Annotated in this window: 14 protein-coding genes; 6 read left to right on the top strand and 8 right to left on the bottom strand. The window is 71.8% G+C overall.

Translation table 11 applies throughout. From position 1 onward, the window contains the following. Positions 1 to 13 precede the first annotated feature (13 nt). From EER30_RS28270 to EER30_RS28255, 4 genes are all read left to right on the top strand, one after another. Complete coding sequence (locus EER30_RS28270; RefSeq protein ID WP_127503654.1) at positions 14 to 778, top strand: GntR family transcriptional regulator; 765 nt, start codon at positions 14 to 16, stop codon at positions 776 to 778. Between the two features lie 7 nt (positions 779 to 785). Beyond that, positions 786 to 3,296: a winged helix-turn-helix domain-containing protein gene (locus tag EER30_RS28265; protein WP_127503653.1), complete on the top strand. Its 2,511-nt coding sequence runs from the start codon at positions 786 to 788 to the stop codon at positions 3,294 to 3,296. Between the two features lie 91 nt (positions 3,297 to 3,387). After that, positions 3,388 to 4,062 carry a hypothetical protein gene (locus EER30_RS28260; RefSeq protein ID WP_127503652.1) on the top strand — a complete coding sequence of 225 codons (675 nt, stop codon included), beginning with the start codon at positions 3,388 to 3,390 and terminating at the stop codon, positions 4,060 to 4,062. Then, positions 4,059 to 4,298 carry a DUF8691 family protein gene (locus EER30_RS28255; RefSeq protein WP_127503651.1) on the top strand — a complete coding sequence of 80 codons (240 nt, stop codon included), beginning with the start codon at positions 4,059 to 4,061 and terminating at the stop codon, positions 4,296 to 4,298. Before EER30_RS28260 ends, EER30_RS28255 begins: the two co-directional genes overlap by 4 nt. On the opposite strand, the gene EER30_RS28250 is transcribed toward EER30_RS28255, so the two are convergent. Continuing rightward, on the bottom strand, positions 4,259 to 4,594 hold the full coding sequence (locus EER30_RS28250) for a MazG-like family protein (RefSeq protein ID WP_127503650.1): 336 nt from the start codon (positions 4,592 to 4,594) through the stop codon (positions 4,259 to 4,261). The two genes, EER30_RS28255 and EER30_RS28250, sit on opposite strands and share 40 nt — an antisense overlap. A 253-nt stretch (positions 4,595 to 4,847) precedes the next feature. Between EER30_RS28250 and EER30_RS28245 the strand changes: the two genes are divergently transcribed. Further along, on the top strand, positions 4,848 to 6,602 hold the full coding sequence (locus EER30_RS28245; RefSeq protein ID WP_240670349.1) for a serine/threonine-protein kinase: 1,755 nt from the start codon (positions 4,848 to 4,850) through the stop codon (positions 6,600 to 6,602). Positions 6,603 to 6,642: 40 nt separating this feature from the next. Here EER30_RS28245 and EER30_RS28240 read toward each other — a convergent pair whose 3' ends face one another. From EER30_RS28240 to EER30_RS28230, 3 genes are read right to left on the bottom strand one after another with little or no spacing between them, the layout of a single operon-like run. After that, entirely contained in the window at positions 6,643 to 7,248 is a 606-nt protein-coding gene (locus EER30_RS28240) for a GNAT family N-acetyltransferase (protein ID WP_127503649.1), read from the bottom strand. Next, a complete protein-coding gene (locus EER30_RS28235) occupies positions 7,245 to 8,762 on the bottom strand; it encodes an APC family permease (RefSeq protein ID WP_240670348.1) in 1,518 nt (505 codons plus the stop codon). The genes EER30_RS28240 and EER30_RS28235 overlap by 4 nt, the downstream gene beginning before the upstream one ends. Positions 8,763 to 8,808: 46 nt before the next feature. After that, positions 8,809 to 9,459, bottom strand: a complete 651-nt coding sequence (locus EER30_RS28230) for a GOLPH3/VPS74 family protein (RefSeq protein WP_127503647.1) — start codon at positions 9,457 to 9,459, stop codon at positions 8,809 to 8,811. Between the two features lie 538 nt (positions 9,460 to 9,997). On the opposite strand from EER30_RS28230, the gene EER30_RS28225 reads away from it, so the two are divergent. Beyond that, the gene (locus EER30_RS28225; RefSeq protein ID WP_127503646.1) at positions 9,998 to 11,005 is read left to right on the top strand and encodes a TerC/Alx family metal homeostasis membrane protein; all 1,008 of its coding nucleotides are present in this window, start codon (positions 9,998 to 10,000) and stop codon (positions 11,003 to 11,005) included. 83 nt (positions 11,006 to 11,088) lie between these two features. Here the strand turns inward: EER30_RS28225 and EER30_RS28220 are convergent, their stop codons facing one another. The 4 genes from EER30_RS28220 to EER30_RS28205 all read right to left on the bottom strand — a co-directional run bounded on the left by EER30_RS28220 (position 11,089) and on the right by EER30_RS28205 (position 15,061). Further along, positions 11,089 to 11,346: a hypothetical protein gene (locus tag EER30_RS28220; protein WP_127503645.1), complete on the bottom strand. Its 258-nt coding sequence runs from the start codon at positions 11,344 to 11,346 to the stop codon at positions 11,089 to 11,091. A 170-nt stretch (positions 11,347 to 11,516) separates the two neighbouring features. Further along, a complete protein-coding gene (locus tag EER30_RS28215) occupies positions 11,517 to 14,180 on the bottom strand; it encodes a helix-turn-helix transcriptional regulator (protein WP_127503644.1) in 2,664 nt (887 codons plus the stop codon). A gap of 93 nt (positions 14,181 to 14,273) precedes the next feature. Beyond that, on the bottom strand, positions 14,274 to 14,456 hold the full coding sequence (locus tag EER30_RS28210) for a hypothetical protein (RefSeq protein WP_127503643.1): 183 nt from the start codon (positions 14,454 to 14,456) through the stop codon (positions 14,274 to 14,276). Positions 14,457 to 14,530: 74 nt separating this feature from the next. Next, the gene (locus EER30_RS28205) at positions 14,531 to 15,061 is read right to left on the bottom strand and encodes a hypothetical protein (RefSeq protein ID WP_240670347.1); all 531 of its coding nucleotides are present in this window, start codon (positions 15,059 to 15,061) and stop codon (positions 14,531 to 14,533) included. Between the last annotated feature and the right edge of the window lie 8 nt (positions 15,062 to 15,069).

Genomic DNA, 15,069 nt, shown 5'->3' with positions numbered 1-15,069 from the left:
GCGAGGGTTAGCGGTGAGTTCCGATGTGTCCGTCCCACAGGCGGGGGTAAGGCCGGTCGATGTCGACCGGACCAGCCCCGTACCGCTGTATTTCCAGGTGGCGACCCGCCTGCAGGAGCTGATCGAGAAGGGCGAGATCGGGGTCGGCGCCCGCATCGAGAACGAGGTCGACCTGGCCGAGCGCCTGGGCGTCTCGCGCCCCACGACCCGCCGGGCCATCCAATATCTGGTCGAACGCGGCATGCTCGTCCGCAAAAGGGGTGTGGGCACCCAGGTCGTGCACCCCAAGGTCCGCCGCCCGGTCGAGCTGTCCAGCCTCTACGACGACCTGGTGGCCGGCGACCGGGCCCCGCGCACCGAGGTGCTGAGCCTCGAGGTCATGCCCGCCCCCGACACGATCGCCGCCGCCCTCGAGATCGCCCCGGGCACGCCGGTGACGTGGATCGAGCGATTGCGCTACGCGGGCGGTGAACCCCTGGCGCTGATGCACAACGCCATCCCGGTCGACGTGCTGCCGCTGACCGCCGACGACCTGGCCACTCACGGCCTCTACGAGCTGCTGCGCCGCAACGGCCTGACCCCGCGCATCGCCACCCAGATCATCGGCGCCCGTTCGGCCACCACGTCCGAGGCGAAGATCCTCGACGAGAAGCGCGGCGCGTCCCTGCTGACCATGGTGCGTACGGCCTGGGACGTGGGCGGGCGCGCGCTCGAGTACGGCAGCCACGTCTACCGCGCCAGCCGCTACAGCTTCGAGCTCAACCTCAGCGCGGGGTAGGACGCCGGTGCCCGTGCTCCGCACGAAACTGCACCCACCGGCGCCACGGCGACGGCTGGTGCCCCGCGCCCGGCTCACCGACCGGTTCCGCGACGACGTGCCCCGCCTCGTGCTCGTCTCGGCGCCGGCGGGCTTCGGCAAGACCACGGTCCTGACCCAGTGGCTCACGACGCAACAGCGCGCGGTCGCGTGGCTGTCGCTCGACGAGGGCGACGCCGACCCCCGCCGATTCCTGTCGCACCTGGTCGCCGCCCTGCGAACGGCCTGCCCCGGGCTGGCCGATCACGACGGACCGGCCCCGAGCGAAGCCGTTCTGGTCGGCCTGGTCAACGATCTCGACGTCACCGCCGGGCCCACCGTGATCGCCCTCGACGACTATCACGTCATCGACACCGCCGAGGTGCACGACGTCGTGACGTTCCTGCTCGGCAACCTGCCGCCGCAGGTCACCCTGGCCCTCGCCACCCGCGCCGACCCGCCGCTGCCCCTGGCCCGGCTGCGCGCCCGCGGCGAACTGGCCGAGCTGCGCGCGGCCGACCTGCGCTTCTCCCCCGCCGAGGCCGGTGAACTGCTCAACGACGTGATGGGCGTGCGCCTCGAACCGGCGCACGTCGCCGCGCTCGACGCCCGTACGGAGGGATGGGCCGCCGGATTGCAGCTCGCCGCCCTCGCCGCCCGCGGCCGCGACGACCTCGGTGAATTCGTCGACGCTTTCGCCGGAAGCCATCGTTTCGTCCTCGACTACCTGCTCGAGGACGTGCTGCGATCCCAGCCCGGCGACGTCCGCGAGTTCCTGCTCGACACGGCGGTGCTCGACGAGTTCACCGCCGAGCTGTGCGACGCGGTCACCGGCCGCACGGACAGCCGCCTGATGCTCGGCACCCTGGAGCGCGCCAACCTGTTCGTCGTCCCGCTGGACGAGCGCGGCCAGTGGTTCCGCTATCACCACCTGTTCGCCGACGCGCTGCGGGCCCAGCTCGCGGCCGGGCAGCCGGACAGGAAGGCGAGACTGCACCGGGCGGCCGCGAGCTGGTACGCCGACCACGGCATGACGGCCGAGGCCGTACCCCATGCTCTGACCGGAGGCGACGCCGGACGGGCGGCCGACCTCGTCGTGCTGGCCCTGCCCGGTCTGCAACGGCAGCGCCACGACCACCTCCTGCGAACCCTGCTGCAGGCGCTGCCGGCCGACGTCGTACGGCGCAGTGCCCGGCTGTCGACCGCGCTGGCCTGGACCCGGCTGTCCGTGGGCGACCTCGACGGGGTGCGGGAGTGGCTCGACACGGCGGACTCGGTCGTCTCCGGCGACGAGGACCGGGCGATGATCGAGGTCTATCGCGCGTCGGTCGCCCAGGCCCGCGACGACCGGTCCGGGACGGCCGAGCACGCTCGGCGCGCACTCGACCTCGCCGGACCCGACGACCACTTCTCGCGCGGCGCCGCAGCCGGGTTCCTGGGGCTGGCCGCGTGGGCCGACGGTGATCTGCCGACGGCCGTCGTCACGTTCGGCGAGGCGGTCACCAGCCTGCACCGGGCCGGCAACATCACCGACGAGCTCGGCGCCACCGTCGTGCTGGGCGGCATGTGGCTGAGCTGCGGCCGGCCCGACGAGGCGCGGCGGCTCTACGAGAAGGCCCTCGCCCGCAGCGCCGGTCCGGTGCGGTCCACGACCGGTGACCTGCACGTCGGGCTGGCCGACGTGCTGCGCGAACACGGCGAGCTCGACGCGGCCGAGGAGCACCTGCGCACGGCCAGAGAGCTTGGCGACGCGGCGTCCCTGATGGAGAACCGGCACCGTTGGTGGATCGTCATGTCCGGGGTGCTGCGGGCCCGGGGTGACCTGGACGCGGCCGCCGAGATGCTCGACCGGGCCCAGGCGCTCTACCTGCCCGGTTACTTTCCCGACGTACGCCCGATCCCGGCTCTCAAGGCTCGGGTGGACATCGCGCGGGGCCGGCTGGACGACGCGCGGGAGTGGGCCCGCGAGCGCGGCGACCCGGCCCAGCTGACCGAGTTCGACCATCTCACCCTCGGCCGCCTGGCGGTCGCCGAGCACCGGGCCGACGACGATCTCCTGAAGCTGCTGGACGGCATCGTGGCCGCGGGCCGCGGCGGCAGCGTCGTGGACGCCCTGATCGTGCGGGCGCTCGCCCGCCGTTCGCCCGACGACCTCGACGAAGCCCTTGACCTCGGCGTCCCGGCCGGGTACGCCCGCATCTTCCTCGACGAGGGCCCGCCGATGACCGAGCTGCTCGGCCGGCTGACCGGTTCGAGTCACGCCGCCGGGCTCCTGCGTCAACCAGTGGCCCGGGCCGCCGCCACCGAGGGGCTGAGTTCGCGGGAGGTCGAGGTGCTGCGGCTGCTGGCGACCGAGCTGACCGGGCCCGAGATCGCCCGCCGGCTGTTCGTCTCGGTCAACACGCTGCGCACCCACACGAAGCACATCTTCACCAAGCTCGACGTGAACACCCGCCCGGCCGCGGTGCGCCGCGCGACCGAGCTCGGCCTGCTGGCCTGAGCAATCACCCGGCCGATCACATCGTGTGGTGATGTGCGGTCACCACGCGGATTCCTAACGTTCGTGGCAAGCCGAACCTGAGGAGCCCGCCATGAACATCACCGCCGCCGGCCTGACCCGCGCCGCCGCCGCTGCCGCCGTGGGCGCCGGAGCCATCTTCGTCGCCGTCCAGATCAACCACCCGCCTCTCGAGGTCGCCTCGGTCGAGACCACCGAGTGGGCGGTGCGCGGCTGGGCCAAGACCGCCATGTCGGCGCTCGCCCTCGCCGGGGTGACCGGCCTCTACCTGCGCCAGTTCCGCCGCACCGGGCTGCTGGGCCTGGCCGGCTACCTGCTCTTCATGGCCGGATACCTCACCATGTTCAGCGTCGAGGTCATCGCGGCCGCCGTGCTGCCGGGTCTGGCCGCGACCCAGCCGGGCTATGTCAACGACGTTCTCGCGACCGCCGCCGGGACGGGCGCGACCGGGGACATCGGCGCACTGCAGCCCCTGCTCGCCCTGTCCGGCCTCGGCTACATGGGCGGCGGTCTGCTGTTCGGCATCGCCCTCTTCCGGGCCCGCGTGGTGTCACGCTGGGCGTCGGCCCTGCTCGCCGTGGGCACCGCGGGGACCGTCGCGCTGGCCGTGCTGCCCGAGTCGTTCAACCGGCCGCTCGCCGTGCCGGTCGGCGTGGCCCTGATCGGCCTGGGTGTCTCGCTGTGGCGCAACCACCGCGCCGCCGAGCCCACGCCGCTGCGTACGCCGGCTGTGGAAGCACGGGTGTGAAGACCACCTACGCGATCCGGGTCGCGGGCCACCTCGACGACCATTGGTCGGGGTGGCTCGGCGGCCTGGCCCTCGTTCGCAACTCCGACGGAACGACCACCCTGACCGCCGCCGTCACCGACCAGGCCCAGCTCCACGGCATTCTGGCCGGGCTGCGCGACGTCGGCGCCACCCTGCTCGAACTGCACAGTGTGGATCAGGGCAGCGGCGGCCAGGGGCGTTCGAAGCGGTCCTGAACCTTGGTGGCGCAGCCGGTCAGGGCGTCGCGCGGGTCGAGGCCGAGGCTGGCGATCGCCACCAGCGCGGTGAACGCCACGTCGGCCAGCTCGGCCGCGACCTCCTCACGCGAGTGGGTGACGCCCTTTCGCGGATTCTGGCCCAGGAAACCGATCCAGGCCTGGGCCGCCTCCCCCGCCTCCTCGGTGACCTTAAGGATGCGGCAGGTCATCTCCAGGGGCAGGGTGCCGTTCGACAGGTCGAGCCACTGCCGCGCGGCCGCCACGGCCGGCCAGATCGGATCGTTCTCGGACATCCGGTCAACGTAGCGGGCGGCGATAGGCACCGCAGCACCAGTTCCGGCCCCCTTCGCGTGGTGGCCGCCGCGCACAAGAACGCAGAGAACGTCAGGAACGAACGAGTCACCGCGGGTCCGGTGACGGCGCGACGACGTGACTCACCGTGTATGAGAGAACGGGCGCCCACACCTTGCCGTTATGGGGATCGATCGGGACGATCGTGCACGCCGTGAAGCATATTGACACCCGTTCGGAAGGATTCCACATCACGTGCAGTCATTCCCCTCATTGACCGGCAGTGCTCCCGGCGAGGCTGCCACCGCCGATCTCAGTGGACGCTGCGTCGGCAATTCGTACGTCCTGGTCTGCCCGGTCGGGCACGGTGCCACCGGCACGGTGTGGCGCGGCATCGACCGGTCCTCCGGCGCCGACGTGGCCGTCAAGCTGCTGCACGAAGGTCTGCTGCGTCAGCCGAAGCTGGTCATCCGGTTCGTGCAGGAGCGCACGATCCTGATGATGATGCGGCACGAGAACATCGTCGGCGTCCGTGACCTGTTCAGCGTCGGCGGCTCGCTCGCGCTGGTCATGGACTACGTGGCCGGCGGCAGCCTGCGCAACCATCTGCGCGTCGAGGGCACGCTGGCCCCGTCGGCCGCCGCCGATCTGCTGGCCCAGGTCGCCGCCGCCCTCACCCAGGCGCACGAGCTGGGCGTGGTGCACCGCGACGTGAAGCCCGACAACATCCTGCTGCAGGAGAACGACGGCCGGCTCGACGTGCGGCTCACCGACTTCGGCATCGCGCGGGTGCTCGACGCCGCCGGTCTCACGACCCCGCACGCGATCGTCGGCACCCCGCACTACATGGCGCCCGAGGCGATCCAGGGCGAGGCCGTCTTCGCGTCCGATGTGTACTCCGTGGGCATCGTCCTCTTCGAACTTCTCACAGGCGCACCCCCGTACGCCGGGGAACCCCTCGCGGTGCTGCGCGGTCATCTCGACGAGACGCCCGAGCGCCCCGAGGGCATGCCGCCGCCGGTGTGGGACCTGATCATGTGGTGCCTCACGAAGGACCCGGCGGGCCGTCCCTCCGCGGCCGATCTGGGCCGGGCGCTGCGGGAGCTCTCGCGCGAGACGGCCGGGGTGCCCGCCCTGCCCGCCCCGGCCGCCGCCGACGACCTCCCCGGCACGGGCGCCTCGCCTGACCTGGGTCTGCGCGCCGTCTCGCACCCGTCCGTGCGCCGCGCCCCGTCGCGCAAGCGGCCCCGCAACGGTCCCCGCTCGTGGATGTGGCGCCGGCCGTGGGCGATGGTCGCGCTGATGGCCTCGGCGGTCGCCCTGTCCGGCGTGGGCGGCTTCAACGCGTGGCAGCTTCTCGACTCCGGCGATTCCTCCGCCGCCGCGGCTCCGCAGGCGTCGGGTGCGGCCGGGATCGGCGGTCCGCGCCTGGTTCAGCCGAGCGCGGTTGCCCCGAGCGGTGGCCTCCCGACGGGCGCCGTCGCGTTGCCGGGCGGCGGCAGCCTCGGCGCGCTGCCGAGCGGGGGCGGCCTGCCGACACCGCCGCGGCCGCAGCGGCAGCAGCAGCAGCGCGAGCCCGGCGCCCGTGTCTCGGCCGGTCCGGCCGGGGTGGGCGCGTCGGCGGGCGCGGGTGGCGCGCGGGTGGAGGCCGGCTTCGGCGAGTGGCGGTGCGGCGACCAGTACGAATGGGACCTCGGCCACCCCGTGCTGGGGCGCCCGTGCCACGCGCTGGGCGCCTCGGTGCGGGTGGTGGGCCAGATCGAAGCGATGCCGGGCATTCAGCTGGACGTCTCGCTGACGGTGCGCGACGCCGCGGGCGACGAGGTCCTGGCCGGGCCGTACACCTGCAAGGCGCTGATGTTCACGGACTTCGCGCTGAAGCACAGTTGCGGGCCGGTCGACCTGCAGCCGCCGCACGGCCGCAACCTGGTGCTGGTGCAGAAGTGGGAATACACGCAACGCCCCCTGCTGCCGGGCGGCGAGGCGCGAGGGCCCGAGTTCAGTTGGTGAGGTGGGGGCGCGGCCGGACGGTGACCGCGCCCCCGGAAAATCAGACGGCCCGCCACATCCGGTAGAACGCGGTGCCGTCGGGGAGCAGCATCTCGAACGGGTCCATGTCGGCGTAGCCGGACCGGTGGTAGAGGCGCACGTTGTTCTGGTTCGTCGCCTCCAGGTAGGCCGGGACGCCCGCCGCCTCGAGCTCGTCGTGCACCAGCGTCATCAGCTTGCCGCCCAGACCGTGGTCCTGGTGGTCGGGGTGCACGGCCAGGAACGCGAGGTGCCAGTGCGCGTCGTGCGGGTGGTGCTTCTCGAAGAGCTGGTCGAGGGCGTTGAAGCGCTCGATGTACGGCCCGGCGAGGGCGTTCATCCGCTCCTCGTAGTCCTCCTGCTCGGGGGACTCCTTGGTGTAGTCGAACCACACGCCGCAGGCGGCCAGTCCGTCGCCGCCGGGCAGGTCGACGACGTCGACCCGGCCGTACTTCTGGGCGTGCTCGGTGAGCAGCGTGAAGAAGTCGGCCATCACCTTGAGGCGGTCGTCGAGCTGCGGCACCAGGTAGCGGTTCGCGTCCAGCTCGAAGAAGGAGTGGCTGATGAGCTGCCCGACAGCAGGGATCTCCTCGTCACGGGCAGGGCGGATCGGGGGGTACGTCGTCACAGGTGGTCCTTGGGTTCGTCGGTGGAGGCGAGAGCGGCCGAGAAGCCGCCCACGGAGGAGGCGCTGCGAGCACCGAGGCCGATGCCGGCGTAGACCTGCGGACGGCTGGACCGCAGGATCTGGGCCCAGATGATGCCGCCGACCAGCAGCACGCCGAAGGCCAGCGGCACGACCCAGGTCGGCCTGCTGCCGGGTTCGACGCCGAAGAGCGTGGCGATGTTGCTGATCGCCAGGTACGACATGATCACCAGCAGGATCGCGCTGAGCACGGGCGCGCCCAGGCGGTGCCAGAAGTCCTCGCCGTGGGGGTTCTTCATGAAGTAGCCGATGACCGCGAACGCGGCCAGCGTGATCAGCAGCAGCACGCCGATGCCGCCACCGGTGCCGCCCCAGAAGAACAGGTTGACCAGCGGGTCCCAGCCGGCGACGGCGTAGACCACGATGACGACCAGGGCGAACGCGCTCTGGGCGAGCGAGCCGTTCTTGGGCGCGCCGGTGCCGGGCACCGTACGGCCGAATGCGCGGGCGATGACACCTTCGCGACCGAGCGAGAAGGCGTACCGGGCGATGATGTTGTGGAACGAGATCATCGCGGCGATCAGCGAGGTCAGGAACAGCGCGTTGCCCAGGTGCACGGCGGTGCTGCCGAGCTGGTCGGAGGCGACGTTGAAGAACAGGGCGGAGCTTTCCTCGCGGGCGCGCCCGACCACGTCGTCACCGGCGCCCGAGATCATCGCCCAGGCGGCGAAGCCGTAGAGGACGGCGATCAGCGCGATGGAGATGTAGGTCGCGCGGGCCACCGTGCGGCGCGGGTCGCGGGACTCCTCGCTGAACACCACCGACTGCTCGAAGCCGACGAAGCCGGTGACGGCCATGACCAGCAGCGCGCCCGAGCCGGCGCCGACCAGGGTGCCCGGGTCGAGCGGGGCCGACGACGCGGTGAAGTTGGGCGAGAACATGTCGGCGAAGCTGAACGCGACGACCACGACGATCTCGGCGACCAGCAGGGTGGCCAGGACCTTGCCGTTGACGGCCACGTCGCGCACGCCGAGGATCGCGGTCAGCGCCCAGACGGCCAGCGCCAGCCCCCACCACGGGATGTCGACGCCGAACCACTCCTGGAACTGCAGGTTGGCGATGAAGCCGAAGCCGCCGTACGCGGCGATCTGGAACATGTTGTAGGCCAGCAGCGCCACCCACGAGGCACCGACCCCGACCGGGCGGCCGAGCCCCTGGGCGATGTACGCGTAGAAGGCGCCCGCGTTCTCGATGTGCCGGGACATGGCGACGTAGCCGACCGCGAAGAGCGCGAGGACGACGGCGCAGGCGATGAAGGCGATCGAGATGCCGGTCAGCTCGGTGACGGCGATGCCGGTGGGGACGACGCCGGCGACCACGGTGAGCGGCGCGGCGGCGGACATGACGAAGAAGACCACCGCGGCGACGCCGAGCCGATCTTTGGCGAGCGCCGTCGACAACTGGCTTTGCGGGGGTTTTGTTGCGGTCGAGGACACGCGGATCTCCATGAAGGGGTTGAGTGGGGGTGGTGAAAGAGGAAGGTCAGGCGCGGCGGGCCATGACGGCGTCGCCGACGGCGGCCTCGGCCTGGCCGACCAGTTCGAGCAACATGGCCGGGAGCCTGCGCTTGAGCTGGTCGAAGAGCTGCGTACGGCCGCGCTGCTCGAGGGTCATGAAGACGTGCTGGTCGAGGCCGGTCGCGAGGATCAGGCCGGCCAGGACCAGGTCGGGGATGTCGAGCAGCTCGCCGCGGCCGATGAAGGTGCGGATGCGGGTGGCGGGCCAGCCCGCGATCATCGAGTCGGACGGCACGAAGGAGACCTTGGTGCCCATCAGGCCGCGCTTCTCCTGACGCTGCACGAGCGCGGAGCGGGCCAGGCGACGCTCGACCAGGTCGGTGGCGACGCCCGTGGCCAGGAACGAGATCCAGTCCCGTACGGCCCGGTGGTGGCCCTCGCGCAGCAACTGGTCGAGGACGGCCGTAGCGGCGGGGTCGCCGGTCGGGCGGTCGTCGATGATCTGTATCTTGCCGTCCACCACGTCGAGGCGGCGCCAGAGCACCAGCTCGCCGAGCAGCGCGGCCGCCATGCCCAGGCCCAGGGTGGCCGGGGACAACAGGCATTTGCCCTTGACCGAGTCGTGCGCGGTCAGAAAGAGGTCGTCGGCCAGGGGTAGCTGTGCCGATGCCGTCACGGCACGTCTCCTCTCCATCTCGGTGTTCACATGGGGTTACCTCGGGCTATCCCGCCAGATGATTACCGAGAGTTATGCGTATGGCTTGACGCCAGAGTTACGGTCTGCGTCCCCCAGAACGACATCGCGTAGCATGCCAGCGCGGTCATCTGAGCGCAATGTCCTCATCAGACAAGTTTTCCGTCCGATGTGCTCGCCGGATTGATGCATTCTGTACACACGGCGCTGAGCTGCGGATTCGCGAAAGCCATGACAGAGCCGTAAAACAGAGTTAACGTTTTGATGGATCTGTATCTATGCATTTGGCGTAGCCTGATCGAGGGGCGCCGATGATATGGATTGCGATGACGGAAAGTGCCCGCCCGTTCGCACCTGCACAGAAGGTGACGACGACCATCGCGAAACACCCGTTCCGGTCGCGAAGGCCGGGAACGCGCGTAAACTCCCTGGTAGGCGGGGCCTCGTTCAGCAATCTCCCAGGGTAAACGGGGACGATTGATCAGTTGCCACCCCGCTTACGCCCGGAGGTTTCTTAGCGATGCTTGAGGTCACCGCGCTCGGCTGGACGTTGACCATCGGGGTCATCGTCGCCCTGCTCGCCCTCGATCTGACCCTCGGCGTGCTGCGGCCGCACGCGGTCGGCTTCCGGGAGGCGACGGCCTGGTCCGTCTTCTACATCGGGATCGCGGTCGCCTTCGGCGTCGTCTTCGGCCAGATAGCCGGCTGGAACTTCGGGGCCGAATATTTCGCGGGCTACATCGTCGAGAAGAGCCTGTCGGTCGACAACCTCTTCGTGTTCGTGATCATCATGAGCACGTTCGCGGTCCCCGAGAAATACCAGCAGGAGGTCCTGACCTTCGGCATCATCATCGCGCTGATCCTGCGAGTCATCTTCATCGCCCTCGGCGCGACGCTGCTGAGCCTGTTCAGCTTCATGTTCCTGGTCTTCGGCCTGCTGCTGATCTTCACCGCGGTCCAGCTCTTCCGGCACCGCGACGAAGACCCCGACGTCGAGGACAACGCCCTGGTCAAGGTGAGCCGGCGCATCCTGCCGGTCTCCGACGACTACATCGGCGGCAAGATGATCACCAAGGTGGACGGCCGCCGCGTGGTCACCCCGATGTTCATCGTGCTGATCGCGATCGGCAGCTCCGATCTGCTGTTCGCGCTCGACTCGATCCCGGCCGTGTTCGGCGTGACCGACGAGGCGTACATCGTCTTCGTGGCCAACGCGTTCGCGCTGCTCGGCCTGCGCGCCCTCTTCTTCCTCGTGAAGGGCCTGCTCGACCGCCTGGTCTACCTCTCGGCCGGCCTGGCGATCATCCTGGCCTTCATCGGGGCCAAGCTGGTTCTGCACTGGGCCCACGAGGACATCAGCAAGTCGGTGCCCGAGATCTCGACGGCGGTCTCGCTGATCGTCATCCTGGTGGTCCTGACCCTGACCACGGTCCTGAGCCTGCGCAAGTCGCGTCAGGATCCCGCCGCCAAGGCCCACGCCGGCAGCCTGCGGGCCAAGTCCCGCGACAGCGACCGCCAGAAACGCTGAAAAAGAAAAGCCCCGCTCGCGCGGGGCTTTTCTGTCTAAGTCAGGGGCCGGCCGGGGTCGGTTCCCCGGCCGGTGGGGCTTGATCAGCCCAGGTAACCACCGAGTCCGGCGGTCTGGCGCCCGGCGCGGTGCTGACGCTCCACGTCCTGGCGGTAAAGGATCGCGCGGATGACCTCGGCCTCCTCGTTGCTGTGCCGGCTGAGGAGCTGGTCGATCTCGGCGCGCTCGGCGGTGGTGCGGAACGACGCGAGCTCGTCGGCGAGCCGGCGGTGAGCCGTGCGCGTGGTGCGCCGGTTCGCCAGTGCCGTACGCACGTCGCGAAGCTTGGTCGTGAACTGCATGGCCGTCTCCCTTACGGATCGTGATGGCGATAGGCCTCGTCGCCTTCCCTTACAACGATCCGCACCCTCTGCTTCATCCCCAAATCAAGCAGGTAAAAGGTGGAAGACGGACGTGATGGTGGCCACCGAAATCCTGTAGCCGGGGTCACTCTCCGTGGCGTAGTGGCTGGTCAGGCACTCCGGGTGACTTCGGACACCACGTCCGGCAGCCGGGACGAGAGTTGCGTGCGCGAGCGCACCCCCAGCTTGCGGTAGATGCGGGTCAGCGTCGCCTCGACGGTTTTGACGCTCAGATAGAGCCGGACGGCGATCTCCCGGTTGCTCGCACCGTCGCGGACCAGCACCGCTATGCGTAACTCGGTCGAGGTCAGACCGTTCTCGATCGGCGTGCCCGCGGCGGCGGCGCCGGCCAGCGCCCGCGCGGTCTGCTCGGCCCACGGTTTGGCGTCGGCGGCCAGGAAGATGGCGAGCGCGGCGCCGATGGCCAGGCGGGCGGCGGCGTACCGGCGGCGGCGACGCTCGGCGCTGCCCTGCACGAGCAGCGCGTGCCCCTGCTCGATCGGTCGGCGCAGCTGCTCGAAGTGCTGGGCCGCGGCCGCCGACAGCAGCACGGCCGAGTCGGCCTGGCCGCTTTCGGAGAGCAGCACGGCGGCGGCCCGGTCGAGATAGCCGGTCTCCGCCGGATGGGCGCCCACTCGCGCCGCCGCGAGCGTGGCCGCCGCCTCGACGTGCTCGCCCAGCGCGGCCAGTCCGCCGGCCAGGTCGCCGTGCCAGCGCACGACGGGGTCGACGCCGCCGAACGAGGCCTCCAGGTCGCGCAACCGTCGCAGGGTCGCCACCCCGGCCCGGGTCTCGCCCGCCCGCAGCTCGGCCTGGCCCAGCGCGTGCAGGTTGCGCCGCAGATGGAGCCGGTCGCCCTCCTGTTCGGAGGCGCGCACGCCCCGGCGCGCGAACCCGGCCGCGGCGCTCAGGCTGCCGCCGGCCAGTTCGGCGACCGCCGCCGTGTACCAGGTCGGCCCCGGGCTCAGCCCCGCGCGGCGAGCCGCCCGAACGGCCCGGTGGGCATAGCCGAGCGCCTCGCGGCAGCGGCCCGCGCGGGTGGCCACCTCGGACAGGCTGCGCAGCACGGCCACCCGGGCCTCGCCGGTGCGGTTCTGCTCGGCGATCACGAGCAGGCTCAGCAGCGCGGCGTGGGCCTCGTCGAGGCGGTCGTCCATCATCGCGAACCCGGCCGCCACATAGCGGGGGCCGTGGTGCAGCCGGTCCGGGGCGGGGTCGGCGGGCAGCGCCAGCGCGCGGGCGAGCGTGCCGGGCCAGCCTGGATCGCCGCGCAGCCGCTCGATCTGGGCCAGCACGCTGAGCGCCATCGCCTCGGTGGCCGGGTCACCGGCCCGGCGCGCGGCCGACGCCGTACGGGTGGCCTCGTCGGCGGCCCGGCCGGGGCGACCGGTCAGCAGCGAGGCCCAGGTGATCCGCAGCAGCACGGGAGCGAGCAGGGCGGGGTCGTCACCGGCGTCGGCGAGGGCGGCGGCGACCGTCTCGCCCATCCCGGCGACCCCCTGCCCGGCCAGGTCGATCAGCACGAGCCGGGCGTGCACCCGGTGGGCGGGCGTGGCTTCGGCGGCCAGGACGGCCTCGGCGGCGTGGCCCCATCTGCCGCCCCGGGCCGCCTCGAGGAGCCAGTCGAGACGCTCGGCGGCCAGCGTGTGCGGGCAGCGGTCGGCGGCCAGCAGGTAGAGCTCGGCGGCGAGGTGTCCGCGGCTGCGCCCGGCGGCTTCGGCCAGCGAGCGGGCCACGGCGGCGTCGGGGACCGAGCTGCGCAGCGCGCGGTGACGCAGGGCCTGGACCGGGTCGGTGGCCCCCGCGGCCAGGGCCGTGTGCGCCTCGATGCGGGAACCGGCGGTGGCGTCCTCGGCGATCACGTCGGCCAGCAGGGGCGGAGTGAACCGGATCGCGTCGCCGTCGAGGGTCACCACCGCGGCCGCGGCGGCCGGGCGCAGGTCACGGACGGCGTCCTCACGGCCGGCACGCAGCAGCACCGGCACGGTCGGCTCGGTGGCCAGCGCGGCGACCAGCAGGGTGCGGACGGTCTCGGCGGGCAGACCGTCGAGGCGGTCGCGCAGCAGCTCACGGGCGGCCTCGGGCAGCGGGGGCCGGCGCCACGCCGGGCCGGGCGGCAGAGCCGCGCCCAGCGTGAGGGCAAGCCGCGGGTTGCCGGCGCTGGCCTCGTGCAGGCGGCTCGCCGCACGACAGGGCAGGCCACGCGCCTCGAGCAGCTCGGTCAGATCGCCGGGCTCCAGCGGCGGCACCTCGATCTCGGTGGCGGGGGCCGGGCAGAGCCGCACGGCCCGGTGGCGGCCCCGTTCGGCGGCGATCATCCGCACCCGGCGGCCGGGCCGGCGGCGCATGGCGAAGGCGATCAGCTCGGCCGAGGCGGCGTCGAGCCATTGACAGTCGTCGAGCACGATCAGGACCGGGCGGGTTCGCGCGCTACGTTCCAGCAGCAGCGGCAGCACCAGGCGGCGGGCGCCGGCGCGCGGGGGCAGGCCCTGCCGCAGAGCGGCGAGAGCGGCGCGCTGGGCCGGTGGCATGGGCGGGGCCGGCAGTTGGGCGAGCAAGGAGCCGATTCCCGCGTACGGGACCAGACGCTCGCTCCGAGCCGGGCGCACCCGCACCACGAGTTCGCCGCGCGCTTCGGCGGCGGAGGCGATCGCGTCGAGCAGGGCCGTGCGGCCGATGCCCGCCGGTCCGCTCAGGGCGACGCCACCGCCCGTGCCGAGGCGGTCCTCGATCGTCGCGAGGAGCTCGCCCCGGCCGTACAGGGTGGACCGCACGCCGCCACCCCCTAGAAACGTCTCCGCCTAGAAAGTGACAGATGCACTCATGAACATGTGCATACCAGTCGGTACCTATTACCGCGGTAATGCTCAGTCGTCGTCGTCTCCGTCGTCATCGTCGTCGTCTCCGTCGCCGCCGCCGGGGCAGCCCGACAGGGTCAGCACCGTGGCGGTGCCGCCGGCCAGCAGCAGGGCCCGGCCGAAGAAGGCCCGCCGGTTCAGGCCGGTCTCGTGGGGTGGGGAATCGTCGCGCTCAACCGTCGCTTCGTCCATGCCCGCATTCTGGCAGCGCGGGGGCGGTCGTGGGGAGAATCGGCCCGTCCTCCACCGGAAGACCTGTGCCGGTGTCACCCCTTCCGGGCGGTCACCGCCGTCGCGGTCACCGTGCCGTCCGCCGCGGCACTGCCCTGGACGGTGATCGACTGGCCGGCCTTGACGTCGGCGAGTTTGCCGGCTGTCGCGACAGTGGTCCCGCCGTCGGTCTTGACGGTCACGACGGAACCGTCGGCGGTCTCCACGTAGATCGTCGTGCCGTTCACGAGTTTCACCTTGCCGGTGGTCGCGCCCGCGGCCGTGGGCGTGCTCGCGGCCGGACCGCCCTGCGGCGCGCCACCCTGGGGCGCGCCTTGCGGGAACCCGCCACCGTACGCCGCGCGGTTCTGCCCGCCGCCGAAGCCGCCGCCTCGAACGGCCGGCGCATCGGTCGTACCCCATCGGCTCTGGACCTGAAGGCCCGTGACGAAGCCGCCGACCAGCAGAAGCAGCGCGCCGAGCACCACGGTGCCCCGGTTCCACCAGCGGCGGGGCGCGGCCTTGGCCAGCTCGGCGGCGAGGCCGTCGTCGCGCACGGGTTCGATCACAGCGGTGTCGTCGTTCACAGAGGTCC

The sequence above is a fragment of the Actinoplanes solisilvae genome (genome assembly GCF_003999975.1).
Classification (GTDB): Bacteria; Actinomycetota; Actinomycetes; order Mycobacteriales; family Micromonosporaceae; genus Actinoplanes; species Actinoplanes solisilvae.
This window is presented reverse-complemented; position numbering and strand designations above follow the sequence as displayed.

Bases quoted from the DNA above. Each gene is read 5' to 3' on its own strand.
- EER30_RS28260 (WP_127503652.1), top strand. From the start codon at position 3,388: ATGAACATCACCGCCGCCGGCCTGACCCGCGCCGCCGCCGCTGCCGCC.
- EER30_RS28250 (WP_127503650.1), bottom strand. From the start codon at position 4,594: ATGTCCGAGAACGATCCGATCTGGCCGGCCGTGGCGGCCGCGCGGCAG.
- EER30_RS28225 (WP_127503646.1), top strand. From the start codon at position 9,998: ATGCTTGAGGTCACCGCGCTCGGCTGGACGTTGACCATCGGGGTCATC.
- EER30_RS28220 (WP_127503645.1), bottom strand. From the start codon at position 11,346: ATGCAGTTCACGACCAAGCTTCGCGACGTGCGTACGGCACTGGCGAAC.
- EER30_RS28210 (WP_127503643.1), bottom strand. From the start codon at position 14,456: ATGGACGAAGCGACGGTTGAGCGCGACGATTCCCCACCCCACGAGACC.